This is a genomic window from Brevibacillus schisleri (assembly GCF_055685845.1).
Window position 1 is genome coordinate 4,036,295 of the sequence record NZ_JBVNDM010000001.1, and the last position, 19,357, is coordinate 4,055,651.

General features: G+C 42.5%; 24 protein-coding genes. 2 read left to right on the forward strand and 22 right to left on the reverse strand.

What is annotated here, in order from left to right; genetic code table 11:
• Positions 1–72 precede the first annotated feature (72 nt).
• From sucD to ACUUHJ_RS18930, 9 genes are all read right to left on the reverse strand, one after another.
• Complete coding sequence (gene sucD / locus ACUUHJ_RS18890) at positions 73–975, reverse strand: succinate--CoA ligase subunit alpha (RefSeq protein ID WP_015891769.1); 903 nt, start codon at positions 973–975, stop codon at positions 73–75.
• Between the two features lie 152 nt (positions 976–1,127).
• Entirely contained in the window at positions 1,128–2,288 is a 1,161-nt protein-coding gene (gene sucC, locus ACUUHJ_RS18895) for an ADP-forming succinate--CoA ligase subunit beta (RefSeq protein WP_016743310.1), read from the reverse strand.
• Positions 2,289–2,474: 186 nt separating this feature from the next.
• On the reverse strand, positions 2,475–3,530 hold the full coding sequence (locus ACUUHJ_RS18900; RefSeq protein WP_472299615.1) for a hypothetical protein: 1,056 nt from the start codon (positions 3,528–3,530) through the stop codon (positions 2,475–2,477).
• A gap of 36 nt (positions 3,531–3,566) precedes the next feature.
• Entirely contained in the window at positions 3,567–4,460 is an 894-nt protein-coding gene (locus ACUUHJ_RS18905; protein WP_015891771.1) for an AlbA family DNA-binding domain-containing protein, read from the reverse strand.
• 84 nt (positions 4,461–4,544) lie between these two features.
• Positions 4,545–4,883 (reverse strand): SCP2 sterol-binding domain-containing protein, encoded by a 339-nt coding sequence (locus ACUUHJ_RS18910; RefSeq protein ID WP_472299616.1) that lies wholly within the window; start codon positions 4,881–4,883, stop codon positions 4,545–4,547.
• Between the two features lie 71 nt (positions 4,884–4,954).
• Positions 4,955–5,269, reverse strand: coding sequence for a YbjQ family protein (locus ACUUHJ_RS18915; RefSeq protein WP_015891773.1), 315 nt, complete (start codon positions 5,267–5,269; stop codon positions 4,955–4,957).
• A gap of 123 nt (positions 5,270–5,392) precedes the next feature.
• Entirely contained in the window at positions 5,393–6,205 is an 813-nt protein-coding gene (locus ACUUHJ_RS18920; RefSeq protein ID WP_142496618.1) for a CBS domain-containing protein, read from the reverse strand.
• Complete coding sequence (locus ACUUHJ_RS18925) at positions 6,202–6,558, reverse strand: hypothetical protein (protein WP_015891775.1); 357 nt, start codon at positions 6,556–6,558, stop codon at positions 6,202–6,204. The genes ACUUHJ_RS18920 and ACUUHJ_RS18925 overlap by 4 nt, the downstream gene beginning before the upstream one ends.
• 29 nt (positions 6,559–6,587) lie before the next feature.
• Positions 6,588–7,310 carry an EAL domain-containing protein gene (locus ACUUHJ_RS18930; protein ID WP_289673462.1) on the reverse strand — a complete coding sequence of 241 codons (723 nt, stop codon included), beginning with the start codon at positions 7,308–7,310 and terminating at the stop codon, positions 6,588–6,590.
• A 491-nt stretch (positions 7,311–7,801) separates the two neighbouring features.
• Between ACUUHJ_RS18930 and ACUUHJ_RS18935 the strand changes: the two genes are divergently transcribed.
• Positions 7,802–8,110, forward strand: coding sequence for a protease inhibitor I42 family protein (locus ACUUHJ_RS18935; protein ID WP_472299617.1), 309 nt, complete (start codon positions 7,802–7,804; stop codon positions 8,108–8,110).
• Between the two features lie 341 nt (positions 8,111–8,451).
• On the opposite strand, the gene ACUUHJ_RS18940 is transcribed toward ACUUHJ_RS18935, so the two are convergent.
• The 6 genes from ACUUHJ_RS18940 to ACUUHJ_RS18965 form a co-directional block, all read right to left on the reverse strand.
• Positions 8,452–9,666 (reverse strand): IS256 family transposase, encoded by a 1,215-nt coding sequence (locus tag ACUUHJ_RS18940; RefSeq protein ID WP_289673754.1) that lies wholly within the window; start codon positions 9,664–9,666, stop codon positions 8,452–8,454.
• A 544-nt stretch (positions 9,667–10,210) separates the two neighbouring features.
• Entirely contained in the window at positions 10,211–11,755 is a 1,545-nt protein-coding gene (locus tag ACUUHJ_RS18945) for a YifB family Mg chelatase-like AAA ATPase (protein ID WP_472299618.1), read from the reverse strand.
• A gap of 966 nt (positions 11,756–12,721) precedes the next feature.
• Positions 12,722–13,534 carry a barstar family protein gene (locus ACUUHJ_RS18950; RefSeq protein ID WP_472299619.1) on the reverse strand — a complete coding sequence of 271 codons (813 nt, stop codon included), beginning with the start codon at positions 13,532–13,534 and terminating at the stop codon, positions 12,722–12,724.
• Between the two features lie 205 nt (positions 13,535–13,739).
• Positions 13,740–14,018: a hypothetical protein gene (locus ACUUHJ_RS18955; RefSeq protein WP_472299620.1), complete on the reverse strand. Its 279-nt coding sequence runs from the start codon at positions 14,016–14,018 to the stop codon at positions 13,740–13,742.
• A 30-nt stretch (positions 14,019–14,048) separates the two neighbouring features.
• A complete protein-coding gene (locus tag ACUUHJ_RS18960) occupies positions 14,049–14,726 on the reverse strand; it encodes a DUF5071 domain-containing protein (protein WP_472299621.1) in 678 nt (225 codons plus the stop codon).
• A gap of 581 nt (positions 14,727–15,307) precedes the next feature.
• On the reverse strand, positions 15,308–15,418 hold the full coding sequence (locus ACUUHJ_RS18965; protein ID WP_472299622.1) for an ATP-binding protein: 111 nt from the start codon (positions 15,416–15,418) through the stop codon (positions 15,308–15,310).
• 204 nt (positions 15,419–15,622) lie between these two features.
• On the opposite strand from ACUUHJ_RS18965, the gene ACUUHJ_RS18970 reads away from it, so the two are divergent.
• Positions 15,623–15,931, forward strand: coding sequence for a hypothetical protein (locus ACUUHJ_RS18970; RefSeq protein WP_472299623.1), 309 nt, complete (start codon positions 15,623–15,625; stop codon positions 15,929–15,931).
• Between the two features lie 329 nt (positions 15,932–16,260).
• On the opposite strand, the gene ACUUHJ_RS18975 is transcribed toward ACUUHJ_RS18970, so the two are convergent.
• From ACUUHJ_RS18975 to ACUUHJ_RS19005, 7 genes are all read right to left on the reverse strand, one after another.
• Positions 16,261–16,413, reverse strand: coding sequence for a hypothetical protein (locus ACUUHJ_RS18975; protein ID WP_185923314.1), 153 nt, complete (start codon positions 16,411–16,413; stop codon positions 16,261–16,263).
• A 101-nt stretch (positions 16,414–16,514) separates the two neighbouring features.
• Positions 16,515–17,060: an RNA 2'-phosphotransferase gene (locus ACUUHJ_RS18980; protein WP_472299624.1), complete on the reverse strand. Its 546-nt coding sequence runs from the start codon at positions 17,058–17,060 to the stop codon at positions 16,515–16,517.
• A 35-nt stretch (positions 17,061–17,095) separates the two neighbouring features.
• The gene (locus ACUUHJ_RS18985) at positions 17,096–17,251 is read right to left on the reverse strand and encodes a hypothetical protein (RefSeq protein WP_472299625.1); all 156 of its coding nucleotides are present in this window, start codon (positions 17,249–17,251) and stop codon (positions 17,096–17,098) included.
• A 17-nt stretch (positions 17,252–17,268) separates the two neighbouring features.
• Positions 17,269–17,460 (reverse strand): hypothetical protein, encoded by a 192-nt coding sequence (locus ACUUHJ_RS18990; protein ID WP_015891874.1) that lies wholly within the window; start codon positions 17,458–17,460, stop codon positions 17,269–17,271.
• A 104-nt stretch (positions 17,461–17,564) separates the two neighbouring features.
• Positions 17,565–17,894, reverse strand: coding sequence for a low molecular weight protein tyrosine phosphatase family protein (locus ACUUHJ_RS18995; RefSeq protein ID WP_472299626.1), 330 nt, complete (start codon positions 17,892–17,894; stop codon positions 17,565–17,567).
• The gene (locus ACUUHJ_RS19000; protein ID WP_472299627.1) at positions 17,891–18,445 is read right to left on the reverse strand and encodes an NADAR family protein; all 555 of its coding nucleotides are present in this window, start codon (positions 18,443–18,445) and stop codon (positions 17,891–17,893) included. Before ACUUHJ_RS19000 ends, ACUUHJ_RS18995 begins: the two co-directional genes overlap by 4 nt.
• A gap of 40 nt (positions 18,446–18,485) precedes the next feature.
• Positions 18,486–19,262, reverse strand: a complete 777-nt coding sequence (locus ACUUHJ_RS19005) for a nucleotidyltransferase domain-containing protein (RefSeq protein WP_472299628.1) — start codon at positions 19,260–19,262, stop codon at positions 18,486–18,488.
• Between the last annotated feature and the right edge of the window lie 95 nt (positions 19,263–19,357).

The window sequence follows — 19,357 nt, forward strand, 5'->3', positions numbered from 1 at the left end:
CGAAAGAAAGAGGCTGCTTCAAAAATAAAAAAGTGGACAAGCCTAAAGCCTGTCCACTTCTGTCTTATCTGCTTACTTGCCCATTACTTTCTCGAGCATACCGCGCTCTTTCAGCAATTCAACAAGTGTTTCACCGATAACTGCAGGTGTTTTCGCTACGCGAATACCACATTCTTCGAGCTTCGCGATTTTCTCAGCAGCTGTACCTTTACCGCCAGAGATGATCGCACCAGCGTGGCCCATACGTTTTCCTTCAGGAGCAGTTTGTCCCCCGATGAAGCCTACAACTGGTTTTTTCATGTTAGCAGCGATCCACTCTGCTGCTTCTTCTTCCGCAGTACCACCGATTTCACCCAGCATGATAACTGCTTCTGTGTCTGGATCTTCGTTGAACATTTTCAGTACGTCGATGAACTCCATACCTTTTACTGGGTCTCCACCGATACCTACAGCTGTGGATTGACCAAGACCGCGAGTAGAAGTTTGGTGAACTGCTTCATAAGTCAAGGTACCGGAGCGAGATACGATACCCACTTTACCTGGAACGTGGATGTAACCAGGCATGATACCGATCTTGCACTCACCTGGAGTGATTACGCCAGGGCAGTTAGGACCTACGAGAAGGGTTTTCTTGCCTTCCATGTAGCGCTTAACTTTCACCATGTCCAGAACTGGGATACCTTCAGTAATGCAGATTACCAGATCCAGCTCAGCGTCAACTGCTTCCATGATCGCGTCAGCAGCGAAAGGAGGAGCAACGTAGATAACAGATGCAGTTGCACCAGTTGCTTCAACCGCTTCTTTTACTGTGTTGAAAATTGGAATACCGTCAACTTCGGTTCCACCTTTACCAGGTGTTACACCGCCCACCATTTGTGTACCGTATTCAACGGCTCCGCGAGTGTGGAACAGACCAGTTGCACCCGTAATCCCTTGCGTAATTACTTTTGTATTTTTATTAACGAGAATACTCATCGCGTAATTTTCCCACCTTTTTTAACGTGTAGGAATTTATAAGCTCAGCTTATAAATTTCCGGAGCGCATGAAAACTTTCCGAAGAGTCGCGGTCGCTCAGCACTGAGTTTACATCGATAGATGTTTTCTTAACGTATCTACTCGAAATATCTTACTTCACCAAGGATACGATTTTCTCAGCGCCATCCGCCATAGATTCTGCAGCTACGATGTTCAAACCGGACTCATTGAGGATTTTCTTACCCAAATCTACGTTTGTACCTTCGAGACGTACAACGAGAGGTTTGTCCAATTTGATTTGTTTTGCTGCATTCACTACGCCGTTTGCGATAACGTCGCATTTCATGATGCCGCCAAAGATGTTGACGAAAATACCTTTTACTTTTTCGTCACGGAGAATAATTTTAAACGCTTCCGTTACTTTCTCTTCAGTAGCTCCGCCACCAACGTCAAGGAAGTTAGCTGGGTCTCCACCGTAGAATTTCACGATGTCCATTGTTGCCATCGCCAGACCTGCACCGTTTACCATGCAACCGATGTTACCATCAAGTGCGATGTAGGACAGATCGAACTTGGAAGCTTCGATTTCTTTCTCATCTTCTTCATCCAAATCGCGCAGCGCTACGATGTCAGGGTGACGATAAAGAGCGTTGCTGTCGAAGTTCAGTTTCGCATCCAGTGCCATTACTTCACCGTCGCCAGTTACAACCAATGGGTTGATTTCAGCGATAGAAGCATCTTTATCAACGAAAGCTTGGTACAAGCTCATCATGAACTTGGCAGCTTTGTTAATCAATTCTTTTGGAATGTTGATTGCGTAAGCCAGGCGACGAGCTTGGAAGCCATTCAGACCTGTTACTGGATCAACTACTTCTTTGAAGATTTTTTCTGGAGTGTTTGCTGCTACTTCCTCGATGTCCATACCGCCTTCTTCGGAAGCCATCATTACAACACTTCCAGTAGCACGGTCAACAACTACACCAACGTAGTATTCTTTCTTGATGTCGCAGCCTTGCTCGATCAGAAGGCGCTTAACTTCTTTACCTTCTGGTCCTGTTTGATGAGTAACCAGTACTTTGCCAAGAATTTCGCTGGCATATGTACGAACTTCATCAAGATTTTTTGCAACCTTTACACCGCCAGCCTTACCACGGCCACCAGCGTGAATTTGCGCTTTTACTACGTTTACTTGGGTGCCCAGTTCTTTTGCTGCTTCAACAGCTTCTTCCACTGTGAAAGCTACGCGTCCTTCAGGAACTTTTACACCGTACTGCTTAAGTATCTCTTTACCTTGATACTCATGAATGTTCATTCTCCATCCTCCTATGGCAGATAAAGATCGGCAGGCTTTTAGACCGGTTCAAAGACGTCTGTCTTCTTCCGGTCATAACCTCCACTATCAGTGCAACGTAACTATTCTACGACAAAAACTGCAAAAGTGGTAGTAATATGTTCGTTTTATCGTGACCAGAAATGCGAAACTTCATGAGGAAATTCCTCATTTTCGTAGATATTGAAACAATTTCCACACGTTTTCAGCGAGTTCATCGTGAATGTACCAAGTTTGTTCATACTTAAAATAACGTGGATATAGTTCAATTCTCTGTTCTTTATCATTCACCAAAAAATGAAGTTCATATTGTTTTTTGCCCGGTTCTTTCGGTGGAACAATTAGTGGATCTGCATTTTTTAAAAATCGGACAGATTGATGGGCAATTCCTTGCTCGATCGTTGTTTGGGTGACATCCAGCTTTGTATCTTGGACGTTCATTTCGCCATTTGCTGTGATGCGAATCCGTGTAGATTTAAATAACGGGTCAATCCTGTCATCCTTACGATTGCTTGGCGGCATCCATTCTGTTAACCGCGAAAAGAGGCTACCCTCTACGTGAAAGAAAAACGTTTCTCTCCCAAAGGGAACTGCAATCAGCGTCGGCGTTAAAATGGCCACTTCGACCGGCTTGTCAGCAAAATTCATTCTCATCCGATAGTTCGGGTAGAGTGGATACTGCTTGTTGCGACTGTCCACCTCTGGGACTGCCGATCCCATTACTTTCCTGATGTATTCTGCTTCTGATTCGTTCAACACGCGCGCTTGCCCAAGGTCCTCTGCAGCTAAACGCACGCTCTGAATTTTTTGTGAGAGTACTCCTTTGCCAGTTAACTTGTTTACCCACTGATAAAAATAGGTGGCACCCGCACCACGATACGTGTGTCCCCCAAACTCACTTGCCGACTCACCCACCGTCACGACAAGTGGGGCCTGCTGTGTTCGATAAAGGACGAGCGTAAAACGTACATCTTCTTGCTTTAAAGGCTCGGATGATATTTGTAAATCTTGTCCCTGTCCGGACAGTTCTTGCAAGAACAAGCGCATGTCCAATAATACTTCCTGTCCATCCGTTGACATCACTGTTACTTTTTCAACCGTACCAAGCTCTGTCTCGATATGATCTTTCATGTCATCAGAAACCTTGCCTGACGGTGCACAGCCAGTGATGAACAAGCTACTCACCATCATAACCAGTAGACACGTACGTAAAGACGATATCACGCAGTAACCCTCCTCGTGTATTTCTGTAAGATAACGCTACAGAAGTCCCAATCGACGGCTGATCTCACTGCCTAGCTTTCGTTTCACGTAAATTTCACCAATTTGATGCGGATCTTTCACGATAACGGAGCGATTGTTCGTACGAATTACCACATACTTTTCATTATTTTTGTCCAAACCACAGATCAAATCAGATGAGGCTTCTACAAAGATAGCTACCACTGTTTTCCCATCTATTTTTTTCAATGAAATTTTTGGAAATGGGGTCACAAACGGTGACGTCTTATCTTGGATGTATTGCGTAATAGCTAGAATGTATTTGTCCGGGTCTCCGTACTGCTCGATCTCATGATCAATCCCGCACACTGTCCCCTCATCTGTAATACCTAAAAATAAATTCCCATTGTTTGAATTCGCAAACGCCACAATAGACTTAATAATTCCCGTCTTCGAATAAAGAAAGTCGCGTTTGAATTCAATCATGTCGTTCTCACCAAGCTTTGTTGCTGTTACAGGATCATCAATTCGACCTAAATAGCGAAAACGACTGATGGCGCCTAAGCGATAGACATATTCTTCAAATATATCAGCAGGTAGAGAAAGGTCCTCTATGCTTGCATCTGTGTTTTGCCACAATTTATATGTTTGCGGAGCAAAGCACATGTCAAACAATACGTTTCCACCGAGCGAGCGTATGTTCATACCAATGGAAGCAGGCATGGTCTTCCCCGGCTGATATGGGGCATCTGTTTCCACTTCCAATACTCCTGAATGAATTAAATAATCGAAATAATGACGCGGTAATCGTACATCATGCTTTAATATCTGACGTTCTGGCTTGCGTCGTCTGATTTCTTGGTAAAAATCAAAACGCACAGATTGTTCTTCCAGTTGGCTTACCATCGCAATCAATGAACAAATATGGCGCATGTTTCCCCTCGTTTTGTGTTAGAGTAGGTGTCATTGTTTGGTCATATTTTAACGCAACTTTTAAAGAATTGACTAGTTTTTTCGTTATTTTTGCAATTGATAGTGATGCAAGATTGTTTGTAATTTAAACGAAAGTCCCATTTGTCCGCTAATCTTCAGCTTGCCCGTTACCAAAGCAACTGTGGGATTCAAGCGTCCCTCTACGAGCTTAATAAAATCTTTATCAGATAACTCCAGCATGCAGCCCGCTTCCCTTGTCCCACCCATCGTATAGTCCGCTTGATTATCGGCAAAAACCACCTCGTAGGTGCCCCCCTCTTCTCCACTTAGGACAAAATGGTAAACCGCATGTAATCCAGCGATTCCTTGAGGCTGGGTGTTTATTCTATTCGATAAATACTGAAGAGTTTTTTGTACCTGCATGCTCACTTCTCCTTGCTTGCTATGTATAAGAACCGCTTTCGGTAAAAAAAGAAAGCCGGGTGTTTACCGGCTTACTTTACACGGACAGCTGTGCCTGTGGCAATAACCATCATCATACCTTCCCGCAATGTTTCGAAGTCGAGATCAACCCCAATCACTGCGTTTGCACCTAATGCACGTGCTTTTTCTTTCATTTCACGCAAGGCCAGTTCACGACCTTCTGCGAGCTTACTCTCATAAGAGCCACTTCTGCCTCCGATGATGTCCGTAATTCCTGCGAGAAAGTCACGGACTACGTTTGCACCCATGATTACCTCTCCGCTGACGATATCCAAATACTCTACCACTTCTTTTCCTTGAATCATGCTGGTAGTTGTTACGATCATGTTATTGCCTCCTCATGTTGCTCTAATCACACTATATATTACGTACCATAAAATAATCGGTTGCAAAGAAAGATCTAAACCTGTCCAAAAGTGTATGCGCATTACTTGCAAACTATACTTTTCCTATCCCGTTGTGGAAGTAAGTGTTTTGGATAATTTGGCAGCTGAGGAGCCTAAACTTGCTTCAGCGATTAATTCCCGCCAGGACCTAGCGAAAAAGTCTGGTGTTTGGTACCCATTCACATGGCCAACTGCTGCAGATACAAAGACATCGAGAACGTTTGTTGGACGTGTAATAAGCGAAATGTATTCCTGAATCTGTTCATCCGAAATCGTAGAGATCAAAACAAACTCGTCCCCTGCATAACGACATAAGTAATCCCCCTGTTCTTCAGCCAAAGAAGAGAGAACCGATGAATAGGTGCGTATGACATCATCCCCGAATGGATGACCATGCAGCTTATTAATTCGGCCAAAGTCGTTCAGATCGATAAAAAGCAAATGGAAAGGTTTACGCTCCTTTAAAAAATTTTCCCCAATAAACTCGATGTAGGGAGCGCGATACAAACCCGATAATGGGTCTCGATACTCTGCTATTTTCATCTCTACGATTTCTTTTGTGATGAATCCGATCAGTTGATCCTCTTGCATGACCAAAGCCAGACCACCTTGTTCTTGATGAAGCGCGTGATAGGCCTCCCAAACATTGTGATTGGCAGACAGGTAGAACGGTTGACTGCTCATGGCATCGGCAACGATTCGGTTAGGATGAGCGGACAGCACGTCTCTTGTCGTAACCATTCCCAGCACCTCTCCGTGATCCATGACAACTAACGAATCAACTTGAGATTCGTTCATTCGCTCCGCCGCATAAGAGACACTTTTGTCAGAGGTGATGGTACAAATCGTCGTCGTCATGATGTCGGAGATGTTCATAATAGATCCACCTCTCGTTGAACAGACAATGCTATTTTTAATTCAGATCGCAGAACCATGGAGTCGCTAATCATGCGCTCTGCCTCTTCCAGAATGATTTTCATCAATAATTTTTCATCAATCATTTGCAAAAGGGTATTTCTTAACAAGACTGCCTCAATCTTTGGATGATTCATCTTTATTAAGGTAAACTGCTCCGGGGAAAGCGCATCCGCCATTCTCCTTACAGCCTCAGGACCAATAGGTGCTTTCCGTCCGATGATCAACAGATCCTGCATCGGAGGGACTTCAAACTCGGATATTTTTAAGGAAAGCGTTGCTTTCCGGGAATATACATTGTTATCACTAGCCATAAAAATTCCTCCAATTCTGCATTGCCCTCTTATTCGTTCGGCAAACTGCCTGGTCTACCAAACAAGTATCCCTGGCCGATTGCAACGCCCAATAAAGAAGCACAAGCAAAATCCTCTTCTTCTTCAACTCCTTCGAGAATGAGTTGAGGTGCATTTTTGCAAAAATCGACAAACAATTTTACAGTCTTTTGCTTTTCTAATGAACTCGAGAGTTCTTGCGAAAAAAAGCGGTCAATCTTAATGTAATCAGGCGAGATATCTTCAATTTTAGCGAATATGTTTGCGCCATCTCCGACATCATCCAACGCAATTAGGAACCCCAACTTTTTCAGTTCAGCTATTCGTCGTGTAAAAATGGGTTCGCTCCAGCATTCTCCTTCCATAATCGATTCGTTAATCTCCAAAACGATTTGGGTTAAAAAGGGACGGAAGGAACGAGCAATCTTTTGAATGAAGCCAGGAAATGTGTCTTCTATTATGGTAGAAGGAAAAATATTCACGAATAAAAGCTCGTTTTTGTGTTCAATCGACGAATGAAAAAAAGTCAAGAGCGCATAATGCAGGGAATGGGCGTCGAGTTCTGGCAGCATTTTGTTTTCCTTCGCCGAAGAAAACAATGCCTCTGGATGGATCCCCGCTTTATTGCGAAGTAATACTTCATACCCTATCCTACTTTTCTCAGGAAGTTGACATATTGGCTGAAATGCGTGGTAGTACTCTTTTTTCTTAAATAATTCTGCAATGCTCTCCATCAATTTTCCTTTCCCTTTCCTAGCAAGTATGAATACAAAGTAAAAGCTTCTTCCATGCCAAGGTATTCTACGCCATGGAAGTGCTGGGAAATGTACCTACATGCACGAGCAAAAGAAATTCTACTCTCTGTGGATATTTCTAGTCATCACACCAACTAGGTAATAAAGATTACAAATATCAACAGACATTTCGACAATATATGTCTTTGTCCCTACTTATTCGCCAGCATCATTCATATTCCTTTCCAGATCATACTAATTGTTTCAAATTTATTAGGAACATTGTACGTATAATGGCTATTTTTTATCGTTATATTTTCACAAAATGATAGATGTATCAAGTAATTCCACAACTTGTAAACGAACGGAATCACTTGAAATACATGCAAATAAATTTTTTCTGCTTGTTCCGTCGTGAGCAGCTATCGAGCCTTTTTCATATGTTATGGAAAATGAGTATCGTCTTCATTTAAAGGGAGGAAAGAAGGCCAGTGGTCAAGACCTCGACGTATACTCTGCAAGTGCAGGAAGGCCACTTGCTCACGATTACGCTAGTGGCAAATCCCTCTACAGGCTACCAGTGGGACTTGTCTAATCCAGTGGATGCTCGCTTTTTATCGTTGCATGCGAATCATTTTGTTCCTCCATCATCGCCAGCTCGTATTGGGCAAGAGGGGCATCAAGTGATGTCCTTTCAGGCTTTGCGGCGAGGAATGACGTCGATTTCAGTGAAGTATTGTCGGCCTTGGGATAATGGGGAATGTGGGGAGTTTGTGTTTTATGTTGTTACGATTGTGTAGGGTTAGGTTTTAAATGTACTTACTGTTATTTACTTGATAGTGAAGTGGTTAGTCTGTATGTGCTGTGTTCATTTACGATGCACATGCAGACTAAACAATTATTTACCTCGAAAACTTGATTATTTGACATTTGGACAGGTGTTGACATCTTTGCAGACGTGATCCTAGGGTCTGTCAAGATTTTTGTGTAAACTCAATCAACCGATATATGAAAAGGTTTCATCCCCCTAATTGGGACCTCTTTTTCGAAGCCAATAGAGTCAAGGGCGTAAGGCGAAGCGAACCCTTGACGCATTGGTGGAGAGAAAGATAATCCCTTCGGGGATGAAGCCTTTCATTTGTTACCGAATGTACGGCTGTACTCGATCTTCAAAGAAAACGGATAGCTGCAAGAGAATCTGTCCCCAGTTCTGGACGCGTCCCGTCCACTTTCGCAGAACATCCATGGTCACGAGATATAGCATCTTCAGAAGGGCATCGTCTGTGGGAAACATGGCTTTTCCCTTTGTCACTTTTCGGAGCTGTCGATGATAACTCTCGATGACGTTGGTTGTATAGATCAGCTTTCGAATCTCTGGGGGATATTTAAAGAAAGTCGCAATCTCATCCCAGTTATTTCGCCAGGAACGAACCATCAAGGGATATTTACTGCCCCAGGCTTGTTCAAATTGCTCGAGTTCTTCCAATGCAGCTTGCTCCGTTGGAGCCTTATAGATGGGTTTCAGTTCGGACGTAATCTTTTTTAGATCCTTATAGGAAACATACTTGATGGAGTTTCGGATTTGATGGATGACACATTTCTGAATCTCCGTCTTCGGATAACATGCTGAAATGGCTTCTGTAAAGCCTCGAAGGTTATCGACGCTCGTAATGAGAATATCCTGCACTCCACGATTTCTCAGTTCATTGAGTACATGCAGCCAGAATTTTGCTGATTCATTCTCCCCAATCCAGATCCCGAGCACATCTTTATGACCGTCAAGGTCAATACCAATGACCATATAGGCGGCTTTATTGACGATAGCTCCGTCCTGTTTTACCTTAAAGTGAATGGCGTCAAGGAAAACAACAGCATAAACCGCTTGTAAGGGGCGATTTTGCCACTCTTTGATCATCGGTACAATCTTATTCGTTACATTGGATATGAGCGTTGGTGAGACTTCGATGCCATAGAGCTGTTGCAGATGGTCTTGGATATCGCGTGTGGATACGCCTTTGGCATAGAGGGCGAGAATTTGATCTTCGATCCCTGTCACATTGGATTGATGTTTCTTTACAATGTTCGGCTCAAAATCACCCTCTCGATCTCGAGGGACTTGGATGTCAACATCCCCGTACTCAGAACGGACGGTTTTCTTGCTATACCCATTGCGGCTGTTGGTTGTCCGCTTGTTTTTCATGTCATGCTTGGCGTATCCAAGAGAGGACTCGATTTCAGCTTCCAGCATTTCTTGGATCGTGTCTGCGAATAGATCCTTTAACGCTGACTGCACGTCGTCCACTGACTTCATGTTTTTCTCTTTGATCCACTGCTTGATCTGCTCTTTTGACATCATAAAAATCTCCCAACCTTTCTACTCCTAATTGTAGTTTAGAGGTTGAGAGTTTACACAAAATATTTTACAGACTCTGATCCTACAGGAAAGAAAACAAATTTTGCATCGAAGCAGCAATAGTCGACGAACCAAAATCGAGGGAACCAAGACTTTTTTGCTTAGGAAATAAGCAATTTTCTACTGAATGCCAATCGAATCGCATACACATCATATCCGGATTCTACATATGGGAGCACCCTAACAGAAAGCCTACCACAAAAAAGTATTGAATCAAGATTCTTAGATGACGGAATACCTTCATTAACAACCTCCAGGTAATTAACCCCAGGTATTTCAGTAACATTTTGTCTCAAAAATTTTGTACTAATATTACCACCTTAGGATCTATTTATATTCGTTTACTCTACTTGATTATTGAATACTGTCTCGCTTTATTAAGTTTATTAACTTTAGTTCCCTCTTTAAAGAATGGTTTACTTAACCCCCTACTTCTTTTATCCCTTTATCAGATACTGTGTTCTACTTTGATCATATCTCCGCTCCATTAAAAAAGTAGCCCTCGGTCCAAGGCTCTGTAGCGAATTGCTTCTGCTACATGTGCAGCATCTACACGGGACGCCCCATCTAAATCTGCAATTGTCCTCGCTACTTTTACAATTCTATCGTACGCTCTTGCACTTAAACCTAATGTCTCGAAGGCAAGCTGCAGCATCTCCTGACCTTCCTTATCTAGTTGCGCAAATTGGCGCAGTTCTTCTCCATTCATCACACTGTTAAAAGGACATCCGGGACGATAGTGGTATCTTTCACATTGAACTGCCCTCGCTTGCTCAACTCGATGTTGAATGTTTTTTGAGGATTCCTCTGCTTTTCTGTTGTGAAGAAGTTGAACCGGTACTCTTGGCACTTCGATGTGCAAATCGATGCGGTCGAGCAAGGGACCCGAGAGCTTTGAGCGGTATTTGTAGATTTGTTGAGGAGAGCATGAGCAGGTTTGCTTCTCTCGAGTACCGAAGAATCCGCACGGACAAGGATTGCACGAACCAATTAACAGAAACCGAGCGGGAAAAGTAAAAACCTGCTTAGATCGTCCAATTGTGACAACCCCTGATTCTAGCGGCTGACGCAGTACCTCTAATACATGACGAGAAAACTCGGGCATCTCATCCAGGAAGAGGATACCACCGTGAGACAAGCTGCACTCTCCCGGACGTGGGATTTGGGCACCTCCGCCAATCAGTGCAGTAGCGGTAATCGTATGGTGCGGGGCACGAAACGGTCTTTCTTCGACAAGCCCACTCTCCCGCTTCAATTGACCAGCAATACTGTATATTTTCGTCACTTCGTACGACTCATGAATGGTCATATGGGGCATGATACCAGGCAAGCAAGTAGCTAAAAGGGTTTTCCCTGAACCTGGGGGCCCCACCAATATCACATTGTGAAATCCAGCTGCTGCTATCTCCAAGCCACGTTTTACAAATTGCTGTCCGTAAACATTGGCAAAGTCTGGGGGCAGTTGGTTGGCATTTGTCTTGCCTATCTCTGATTTGGATATAATCAAGTCTATGTTCTTACTATGAAGTCCTTCTTTCCAATAGTTTACGGCCTCTTCCAGATTGCTTGCAGGCAATACACTAATGTCGACGAGCCGTGCTTCTGCTGCATTTGGTTCAGGGAGAATCACGTGGGTAAATCCTGCATTTTTAGCTTCTAGCAAAATAGGAAGCACACCTGTTACAGGGCGAAGAGAACCGTCTAATGCCAACTCTCCTAAAACGAGGATTCTCTCTGGTCTAGGGAGCATTTGCTTCGAGGCTAGTAAAATACCAAAGGCAATCGCAAGGTCGAAACCTGAGCCTTCCTTCCGTTGATCTGCAGGTGCCAGATTGACGGTGATCCGCTGCATTGGGTAATCGTAGCCTGCGTTACGCAAGGCAGCACGGACGCGATCTCTTGCTTCTTTTACTGCGGAACCGCCTAGTCCGACCAAATCGAATTGAGGCAAGCCATTAGCTATGTCTGTTTCTACAGTGACGACCATTCCGTCAATGCCAAGCACCGTGCCTGAATAGCTGCATGCGTACATATCCTCTCCCCCTCTGGTTATAGGGTAGGAAAAGATAGAGGGGGTGGGCAAGTAAATTGGAGTTGTTGCCAAAACATTTATGCAAATTTGTCTAAAGTCTTTTACTAAGGACTTCATAGAAAAGTAAAACTTGAACTGTTGAATATCGATTCAACTGTTATCTCTATGTTTTTGTAGCGAAAATGAATCTCTTCGTTTTGTCATTAAAATAATCTTTATATGTTTGCCATTTACTTTCTTGTCTGCTTTTCTAGAGAAATCATTTTGGCAGTGACCTTACCTTGACCTTGCTATCACGCTAATCTGTTAAGATGGTGGAATGAATTATGGCGCGGCTCCTATCTCCTCTCGCTAGCTCCCGCTCTTCGGCGCTCTATGCATTAGTGTGAGTGTCGTTCAGTACACCTTTAAGCTTTTTCTCTTTCTTTACTGGTTGATCCGTCTCGGTGGCTTCCTTTGGTTTTTTCGGGTTTGACCTAAGAGAACCTTCAATGCATGAACCATTCGTTTCATGGCGATGAAATCCTTCCCCAGCGAAAAGCCTTTGTCAATATCAAGAAGCTTCGCCCTCCATAGTTGGCTTCTTGATACGCCAATCATTCGGCGTTTTTTGCTCATATTAGAGAAAAAATGGATACAGAAGCCAACGGGAACTCGGGGATGTTTCAGGCGTGATCCATTCGACAATTAATAAAATTGAAGCTGGTACCCAAAAACTAAACACGAGACTTTGAAAGTACTCGCTGCTTATCTCAAGGGCGTTACATATAAGGAGCTTTTGGAGAAAGCCGGAATTTTGGAGGAAACAGCTTCCCCTTCCCCTAAGAAAGACAAACCTCTTTCCGAATATGAAAGCTTATTCTTCTACGAATTAGAGAAGTTCAGCGAGGAAGATAAAAAGAAGGAGTTGGAACATATGCGGTATTTGAGATCTTGCGGAGCAAAAGAAATGACAATGAGACATCCTCAATTAGAAGCTGTCTCGCTTTTTTGTTCATACTCTACTGTGAAAATTTCGTTAGTATAACGTAATGAATAATCCTTAAGAAGTTTTTTAAAAGAATTTGCTTCTTTCGGAAGCCGTTCCTCCAATACTTCCCATCCAGTTATAGTTATTTTCATGGGTAGCTTTACCATACCGGTGATTGCATCCCAAAATGCATTCCAATTCATACCGTACACATCAGGGAGATCAAGTTGACTTTTCAAGATCATATGAAGATCTGCTCGAGCCACTACACGGGAAACATCTAAAAGTATATGCTCCTTCCTCGGCTTAAACTCTGTAATTAGTGGATGATTTGGAAGTAAATTCAGATCGAACAATTCGGAGTATTTCTCGTGTTCAAGTAAAAACTCTTCTAATTCTCCCCTTGAAGTATCTACATCCCCATATCCATCCAAGGCAAGCTCAAGGTTTCCCGTGATCGCATAGAGATATCCCTTCCATTCATGATCAGAATCAACGTAATTTGATAACCTATAGAGAATTTCACATGTCTCATAAAGAGTACAGTGTTTGTTTTTGTAACTGAGGCTAATCATTCCAACTATTGTTTTTAGTGCTGTTTCTTCGTCTGTGTTAGTGCAAAGCTCGATAAGTAAGCGAGGAATGTCCTCCTCTTTTTTTACCATTGAAAGGTCAAACACTCTATCAGGTATATCTGCTACCTCTAAAAGATCAATTACTTTGTCTGCCCACGCGATTATATGATCTTTAGAAAAGAACCCTATGGATAATCCAATGTGACATACTTTGGCTTCAAACTCAATATCCATATTTTTCACCACCAAGTTCCAAATAGTTAGTATCATAGTAACATGCTGGAAAAGTCAGGAATAGTGTGCGAACTGACCATTAATGAATCTTTCCAACGCTTGATAACACCACTGCAGTTGACGGTAATCAGTGGATTTTCTCTCTTAGCTTTGGAGTTGAAGTTTGAAGTTGAGATTTTTCATGACAGAGAGATTCCCCATACTGTCAATTACAATTGCTTTTGAGCATGTACGGTAGCTCTAGTTCCTCTTTGATTATGCGGTACTCAAGCTCTCCAAAAGGTATTACCGGCGTTAACATTTGCTCCAAGTCTAGATCAATATATCTCCCCTTAAAATCTAAGCTGATAAGCTCTAGGTAAAAGGCGTGGCCATAATACTCTTCAATTTCAGGAGTGGCATATACCCATTGCTCGAATTCCTCAACAGTTACTTTTTGCTTAATTACCTCGTTAAACATAATCTGTATTTCGAGGAAATTCATTTGCTGAGCCCACCTTTCTAGCTCAATTTATTACAGCAGGCGATGCTGTATTAGGATCTCACTAGCAATCACATCAATCTCCTCTTGTGACTGCCTGTTTGAAAGGATAATAAGCTCATCTTTTAACTCAAGAACCAATTCTGTAGGCCAATGTTTCACCAGTCCTATCAATATCCAATAAATCCACAATTCATCATTGCCGAGTAAAACCGGTCTTAAATGAGGAATGACCAGCTCCCTCATTTCAACCAGTATTTTTGCGATTACTTTAGCACCCGGCCAATTCATATCTTGCAACCACATTAGAAGACTTGGTATATGCCCTTTTAAACGTTGATGCTCTATGCTAGATAATACTACTGCAGCATTATCCCAATATGATTTATCGAAAGGTTGTATTAACATGTACAAATATTCTTCTGAAGCATGTTTTAGTTTTTCGATTGCATCATTTTGAAGTATTTCGTGAGTATCCATGTGCAGAAATTGAATAAGTTGTTTTATACTATCTACTTCGTTTTTATATGACGGTAATTTCTCATTTTCAATGTTATCTGTTAACAAGCCAAATTTTTGTTCATTACACCATATCGGTTTAGAAAATGTGATGACCTTCATTTCCTCACCTAAGGGAGTATTTTCTAGTTTAACCATATAGAACAGCTCGTTTATTTCTAAATTTGATTTCTCCTGTGGTTCACCTATCATTTGATATATTTCTCCGCTGATTCTAATACTGCCGTTTTCATTGTTTCTCCAACGAAAAGTCTCTAACTCACATAACTCATAGTGAAAGAATGCAATCCATCCCGTCCGTCTGGTAAGAAAACAATCTCTGTATCTTCCTGAGCACCCGGTCCATACATCACATCGATTGACCATTTCCCAATTATCATATGCCCGTGGTTTTGCAAAAGATAAACCAATTGAGCTAATAGATGGAGCGAATCTGCTATATATGCTCGAGGAACAAGGAATTCGTGCGAAAATTGAAATTCCAAAATAGAAGCGGTTCAAGCCGTTTTTATTTTGAGCAAAAAGAGAGCATATGTTCTGGAATAGACAATATGGACATCCCTTTCTTAAGAGAACGCCATTTACTTTTACCAAGGCCACTCAGACGTGAAATTATGAAGGCTTTGGTCCAACGCATACAGGTACATACAACACCAAGCGTGGGTTTAAAACGCCCTCGTGCTTCAGTCACCGTTCAGTATTGTTTTTCCAAGGATATTACCTACACGATAAGGATTGCACGAACCAATTAACTGAAACCGAGAGAAAGGATACTACCATTGAGACAAGCTACACTCTCCGGGACTGGGACTTTGCGTACCACCACCAATCAACGCGGTAGCGGTAATCGTATGGTGCGGAGACGAAACGGTGTTCCTCGACACACCACTCCCGCTTCATTTGACCAACAGACCACATTGTTAAAGAAATCTCTTGATTACTTTTCATTCTAGCGACTCCAATTTTAACTCTTTCCCAAAATTACCGTTACTTTCTCCCCAACCACCCGCCACTCCCCCATACCTTTCTGGAAAACTTTCACTCCAACAGGTATACTGCAAATAAACGGATAAGGAGTTGTTTCTATATTGATTTTTACTATTGATCCCCATCAAATTTCCATCCACTACGAGCATGCTGAACCTGTTCAGATCGACTGGGACGACGTTTACAGTATCTCTTACTATAAAATCGATTGCATTGAGTACGAGATGGGTTACTTCGTTTTTGACTTGGTATTCGGCAAGTTCATCGAGATAAATGATAGTGATCACAATTGGGAAAAAATCGTAAATGATCTCGAAAAATACTTACCCTCGCAAACAAGCGATTGGAAGCATTCTTTGCAAAGTTGGTCGATCGACGACGGCATACTATATCTTTATGAAAAAGTGTAAAACGAAGGTGAACTGGATTGACCTGGACCTCATCACTTTATCCAACGATTTAGAACGTGTCTTATTGCTGAAACCATTTGAATACGATGGGGAAAACGATAATAAGCTGGTCCTGGACTTATGATGGGACGTCACCATGCCAGATGGATGTAATTTCAGTTTACTCCTGATCAGTGATTTTCTACTTCTCGACTACGAACAAGACAAATACAATACGGATGTTGTCATCTCGGTTCTGATTCCAAAATATGTAGCCGTCTTACGAAACGTCGTTGGAGAAGTTTACTACCATTTTGGCAATCATCATGCAGCGTTCGTAAAAAAACAGCTCACCCTCCCTGCTTTTTCTTTAACTCATCCAGGAGTTCAATGATTCGTTGGTTTTGATCCACTTGCTTTACAATGTTCTGGTTCAGCTTCCGAATCGCGTCGTAGATTGCAAAAAGTCCTGCCAACAGTAGAAAAGCAAACATCCATTCCATGCGCTTTTACCTCCTCATGATTATCATTGATACAAGAAAGACCCGCGTTCCGAATGCGAGTCTTTTCTCATGCTGTGTTGTTTCTTTTTGAACAAATCGGTCTACTTCTGATAGACAGAGATGTATTCTTTTTGCACGTGATCTGCCAACCAAACGAGCTCATTTCCATGGTAAAACTTCACACCATCTTGCCAAGCCTGCCTCGCATCGATTCGTAAAAGAACGGGATGATCATCTCGTCTTTTCCCAACCTGCTGTGCTGTTTGGACGTCTTCAGACAGATGCACGTACTGTCTTCCTTTTGGAACAAGCCCGCTAGCCAAAATAGAATCGAGGAATCTTTGCGGCGTGCCATGAAAAAGATACGCAGGCGGTTCTTTTTCTTCCTTGCGAATCTTTTGCGGCACTGAATGTCCATACAGGGCGCGAATTTTGCCTTGATCGATCTCATGACGCTTTTTTTCCGATAACGCAATCATCTTATGTAAATCTTCTTCGGTAACCGCTCGCCACTTGCGCTGTTCATGAAGTGACAAAAGCAATTGCTTGATAGGTACCCATCCTTGTTCGTCTAACTCAAGCTCATATTCATGAGGGGCATGACGCAGCGCATAGGACAATTCTTTACTCAATTTTTGATAATCCATCCACTCATCTCCCCTTACAGGTCATAGCTACTTCTTTACGTAAAAAAGTAACCGAGACTCACGATTGTAGCAATAAATAGGTGTACGATGAAATTTCCTGTCAGTCGAACCCAGAGCTGTTGGCTTTTCATCGTCCAAAATCCATAAAGGAAAGCAACGATGAGATAAACCATTACATAAACGAAAAACACAAGACTGCTCTCCTTTTTTAGGACATTTCTTTCTTTATGTTCGCAATGAGCTTGTCAGCATTGTTTTCATCGTTATCAAACATAACCAGGTCTTGCAAGGCAATCCCATCAACGGATTGAATAGCTGTGGACATAGAATCGGCCAGTTGCTGCATATCAGCTTTGTCTGCTACTTCAACATCTAGAACCAGTACAAGTTTTTTCTTCACGGTGAAAATCCTCGCTTTACGATAAGTATGGATAGTGCGATTGTGTCATATCATCCCCATTATACAAAATAATCCGGTATACTTCGACCATGTCCAATAACAGCTTAATCCGGTATCTCTATATATGCGGACACACTCGATTTTAATAGCTCGATCAGTTCCTCATCCATGTACATGTAATCATCAGGGATGCCCAGGCAAATGATCCTTTTATCTATCAGTTGCGAACTAAACTTTTCTTGTAACCGCCTTACATGTTTTTTCTCCATACAAAAAATGAGATCAGCCCAGCCAATAAGACCACTTGTTACTTTAATACGCGCCCCAGTTTCAGTACCTGCTGATCTTACATCATAGTCATTGATTCCATGAAAAATCTTTTCTGCCGTCAAGCTCCTCCATTTATTTCTGCTGCAAACGAACAATAGCTTCATTCGTCCTCCTCATCCAAATCTTCAAACTGCCATTCCTCTGGTACCGGAAAATAAGCGTCATACTCTTTCCGGGCATCCACACTCATTTCCTCTAGCCATGGCCAATAATGCATGAGATAGTCCTCACCAAATCCCATCCGCCAACACAAACTATAAGGATGCTCTTCTGGAAACACAATCCATGGCGGCAAATAGAAATGCGGCTGGTACCCATCTAGACTTTCACGCACTTCCATCCATAATCTTCCTAGTAGTTCTGAATCGTTGCTCGTACAATCGATTAAGGTGGCATCCCCAGTAGAGAGCAGAATTTCACGGATGACAGGGTACTGTTCTACTTTTGCTTGTAATGCCTTGCGCATGATCTCTTTTTCTTGGGTAGTCCCTAAAAATTTCTTGGCTTGCAGATAGTGTTCCAAAGTTATCCAAAGTTCCCCTTCCAACTCTATTGGGTGACTAGAGAAATTGGAGAAGCAGCCGTAAGGTTTATCTGGTTGATCAAAGTGAATTTCGAGAGGTTGCTGTATACGTTTTCGAATATGGTCATTCATGAATATGTCCTCCCCCTCTATCATAACGAGCCCATCATGACTAACTGATTATCCACGCCTTCTGCAAATACTTCCGAAATATCTCATCCAGCTTTTCTGTTGGGTCCTCCAGATCATTTGTATATTGACTAGCCAGTGCAGTCAGACGCTCAATTTGTTCCTCAATAAAATGGTGAAGCTCCTCGACTCTTGGCTCCAAGTTCAACTCATCCCCAGCTATTTTTCTTTGGAGCAGCTCAGAAATTTTACTTTTTAATGTAGAATCGGTTATCAGCTCTGCAACCAGCTGATCAAATCCAATGGGGGGATTCGTATGATACGTTTCGATCCAGATGCACGCGAGGATCGGACGTATCACATAGAAATATTTTTTGATTTTGACTTGCTCACCTTGCAGATAGTCCCGAAAATTCCCTTTGGCCATACTGAGGTAATGATGCAAGGAAGCCTTCGGCGAAAATACTTCGCCTTGCAACCTTGCCAGCTCATCTCGAAAGCCTAGTGTATCGAGATAAACGATGTCCGACACAAGCCATTCTTGTAGGGGTGGATTCGACTTTCGAAATAGCTTGAGCGCTTTTCGAATATCCCAGCCGTTTATATCTAAGAGGTCATTGATTGGTTCTTCCACAACATCCCGTTTATCATCAATGGACAAATACCATTCCGGTTTCTTCACATAGACAAAACGTACATCATAATCGCTATCTTTGGACGGGAATCCCCATGCCCGGCTTCCCGATTCAACAGCGAACAGTACTTTTAAGTCATGCGCTTGCTCGATTTCTTTTAACTTTTCCAAGATGATCTCTCTCAAGATTCATTCCTCCTCCACAACAAATGAAATGCTTTCCTTCCACTTGGAAAAAAACTCGCTGAACCAGTTACGATTCAGCGAGTTTCTTATCAACC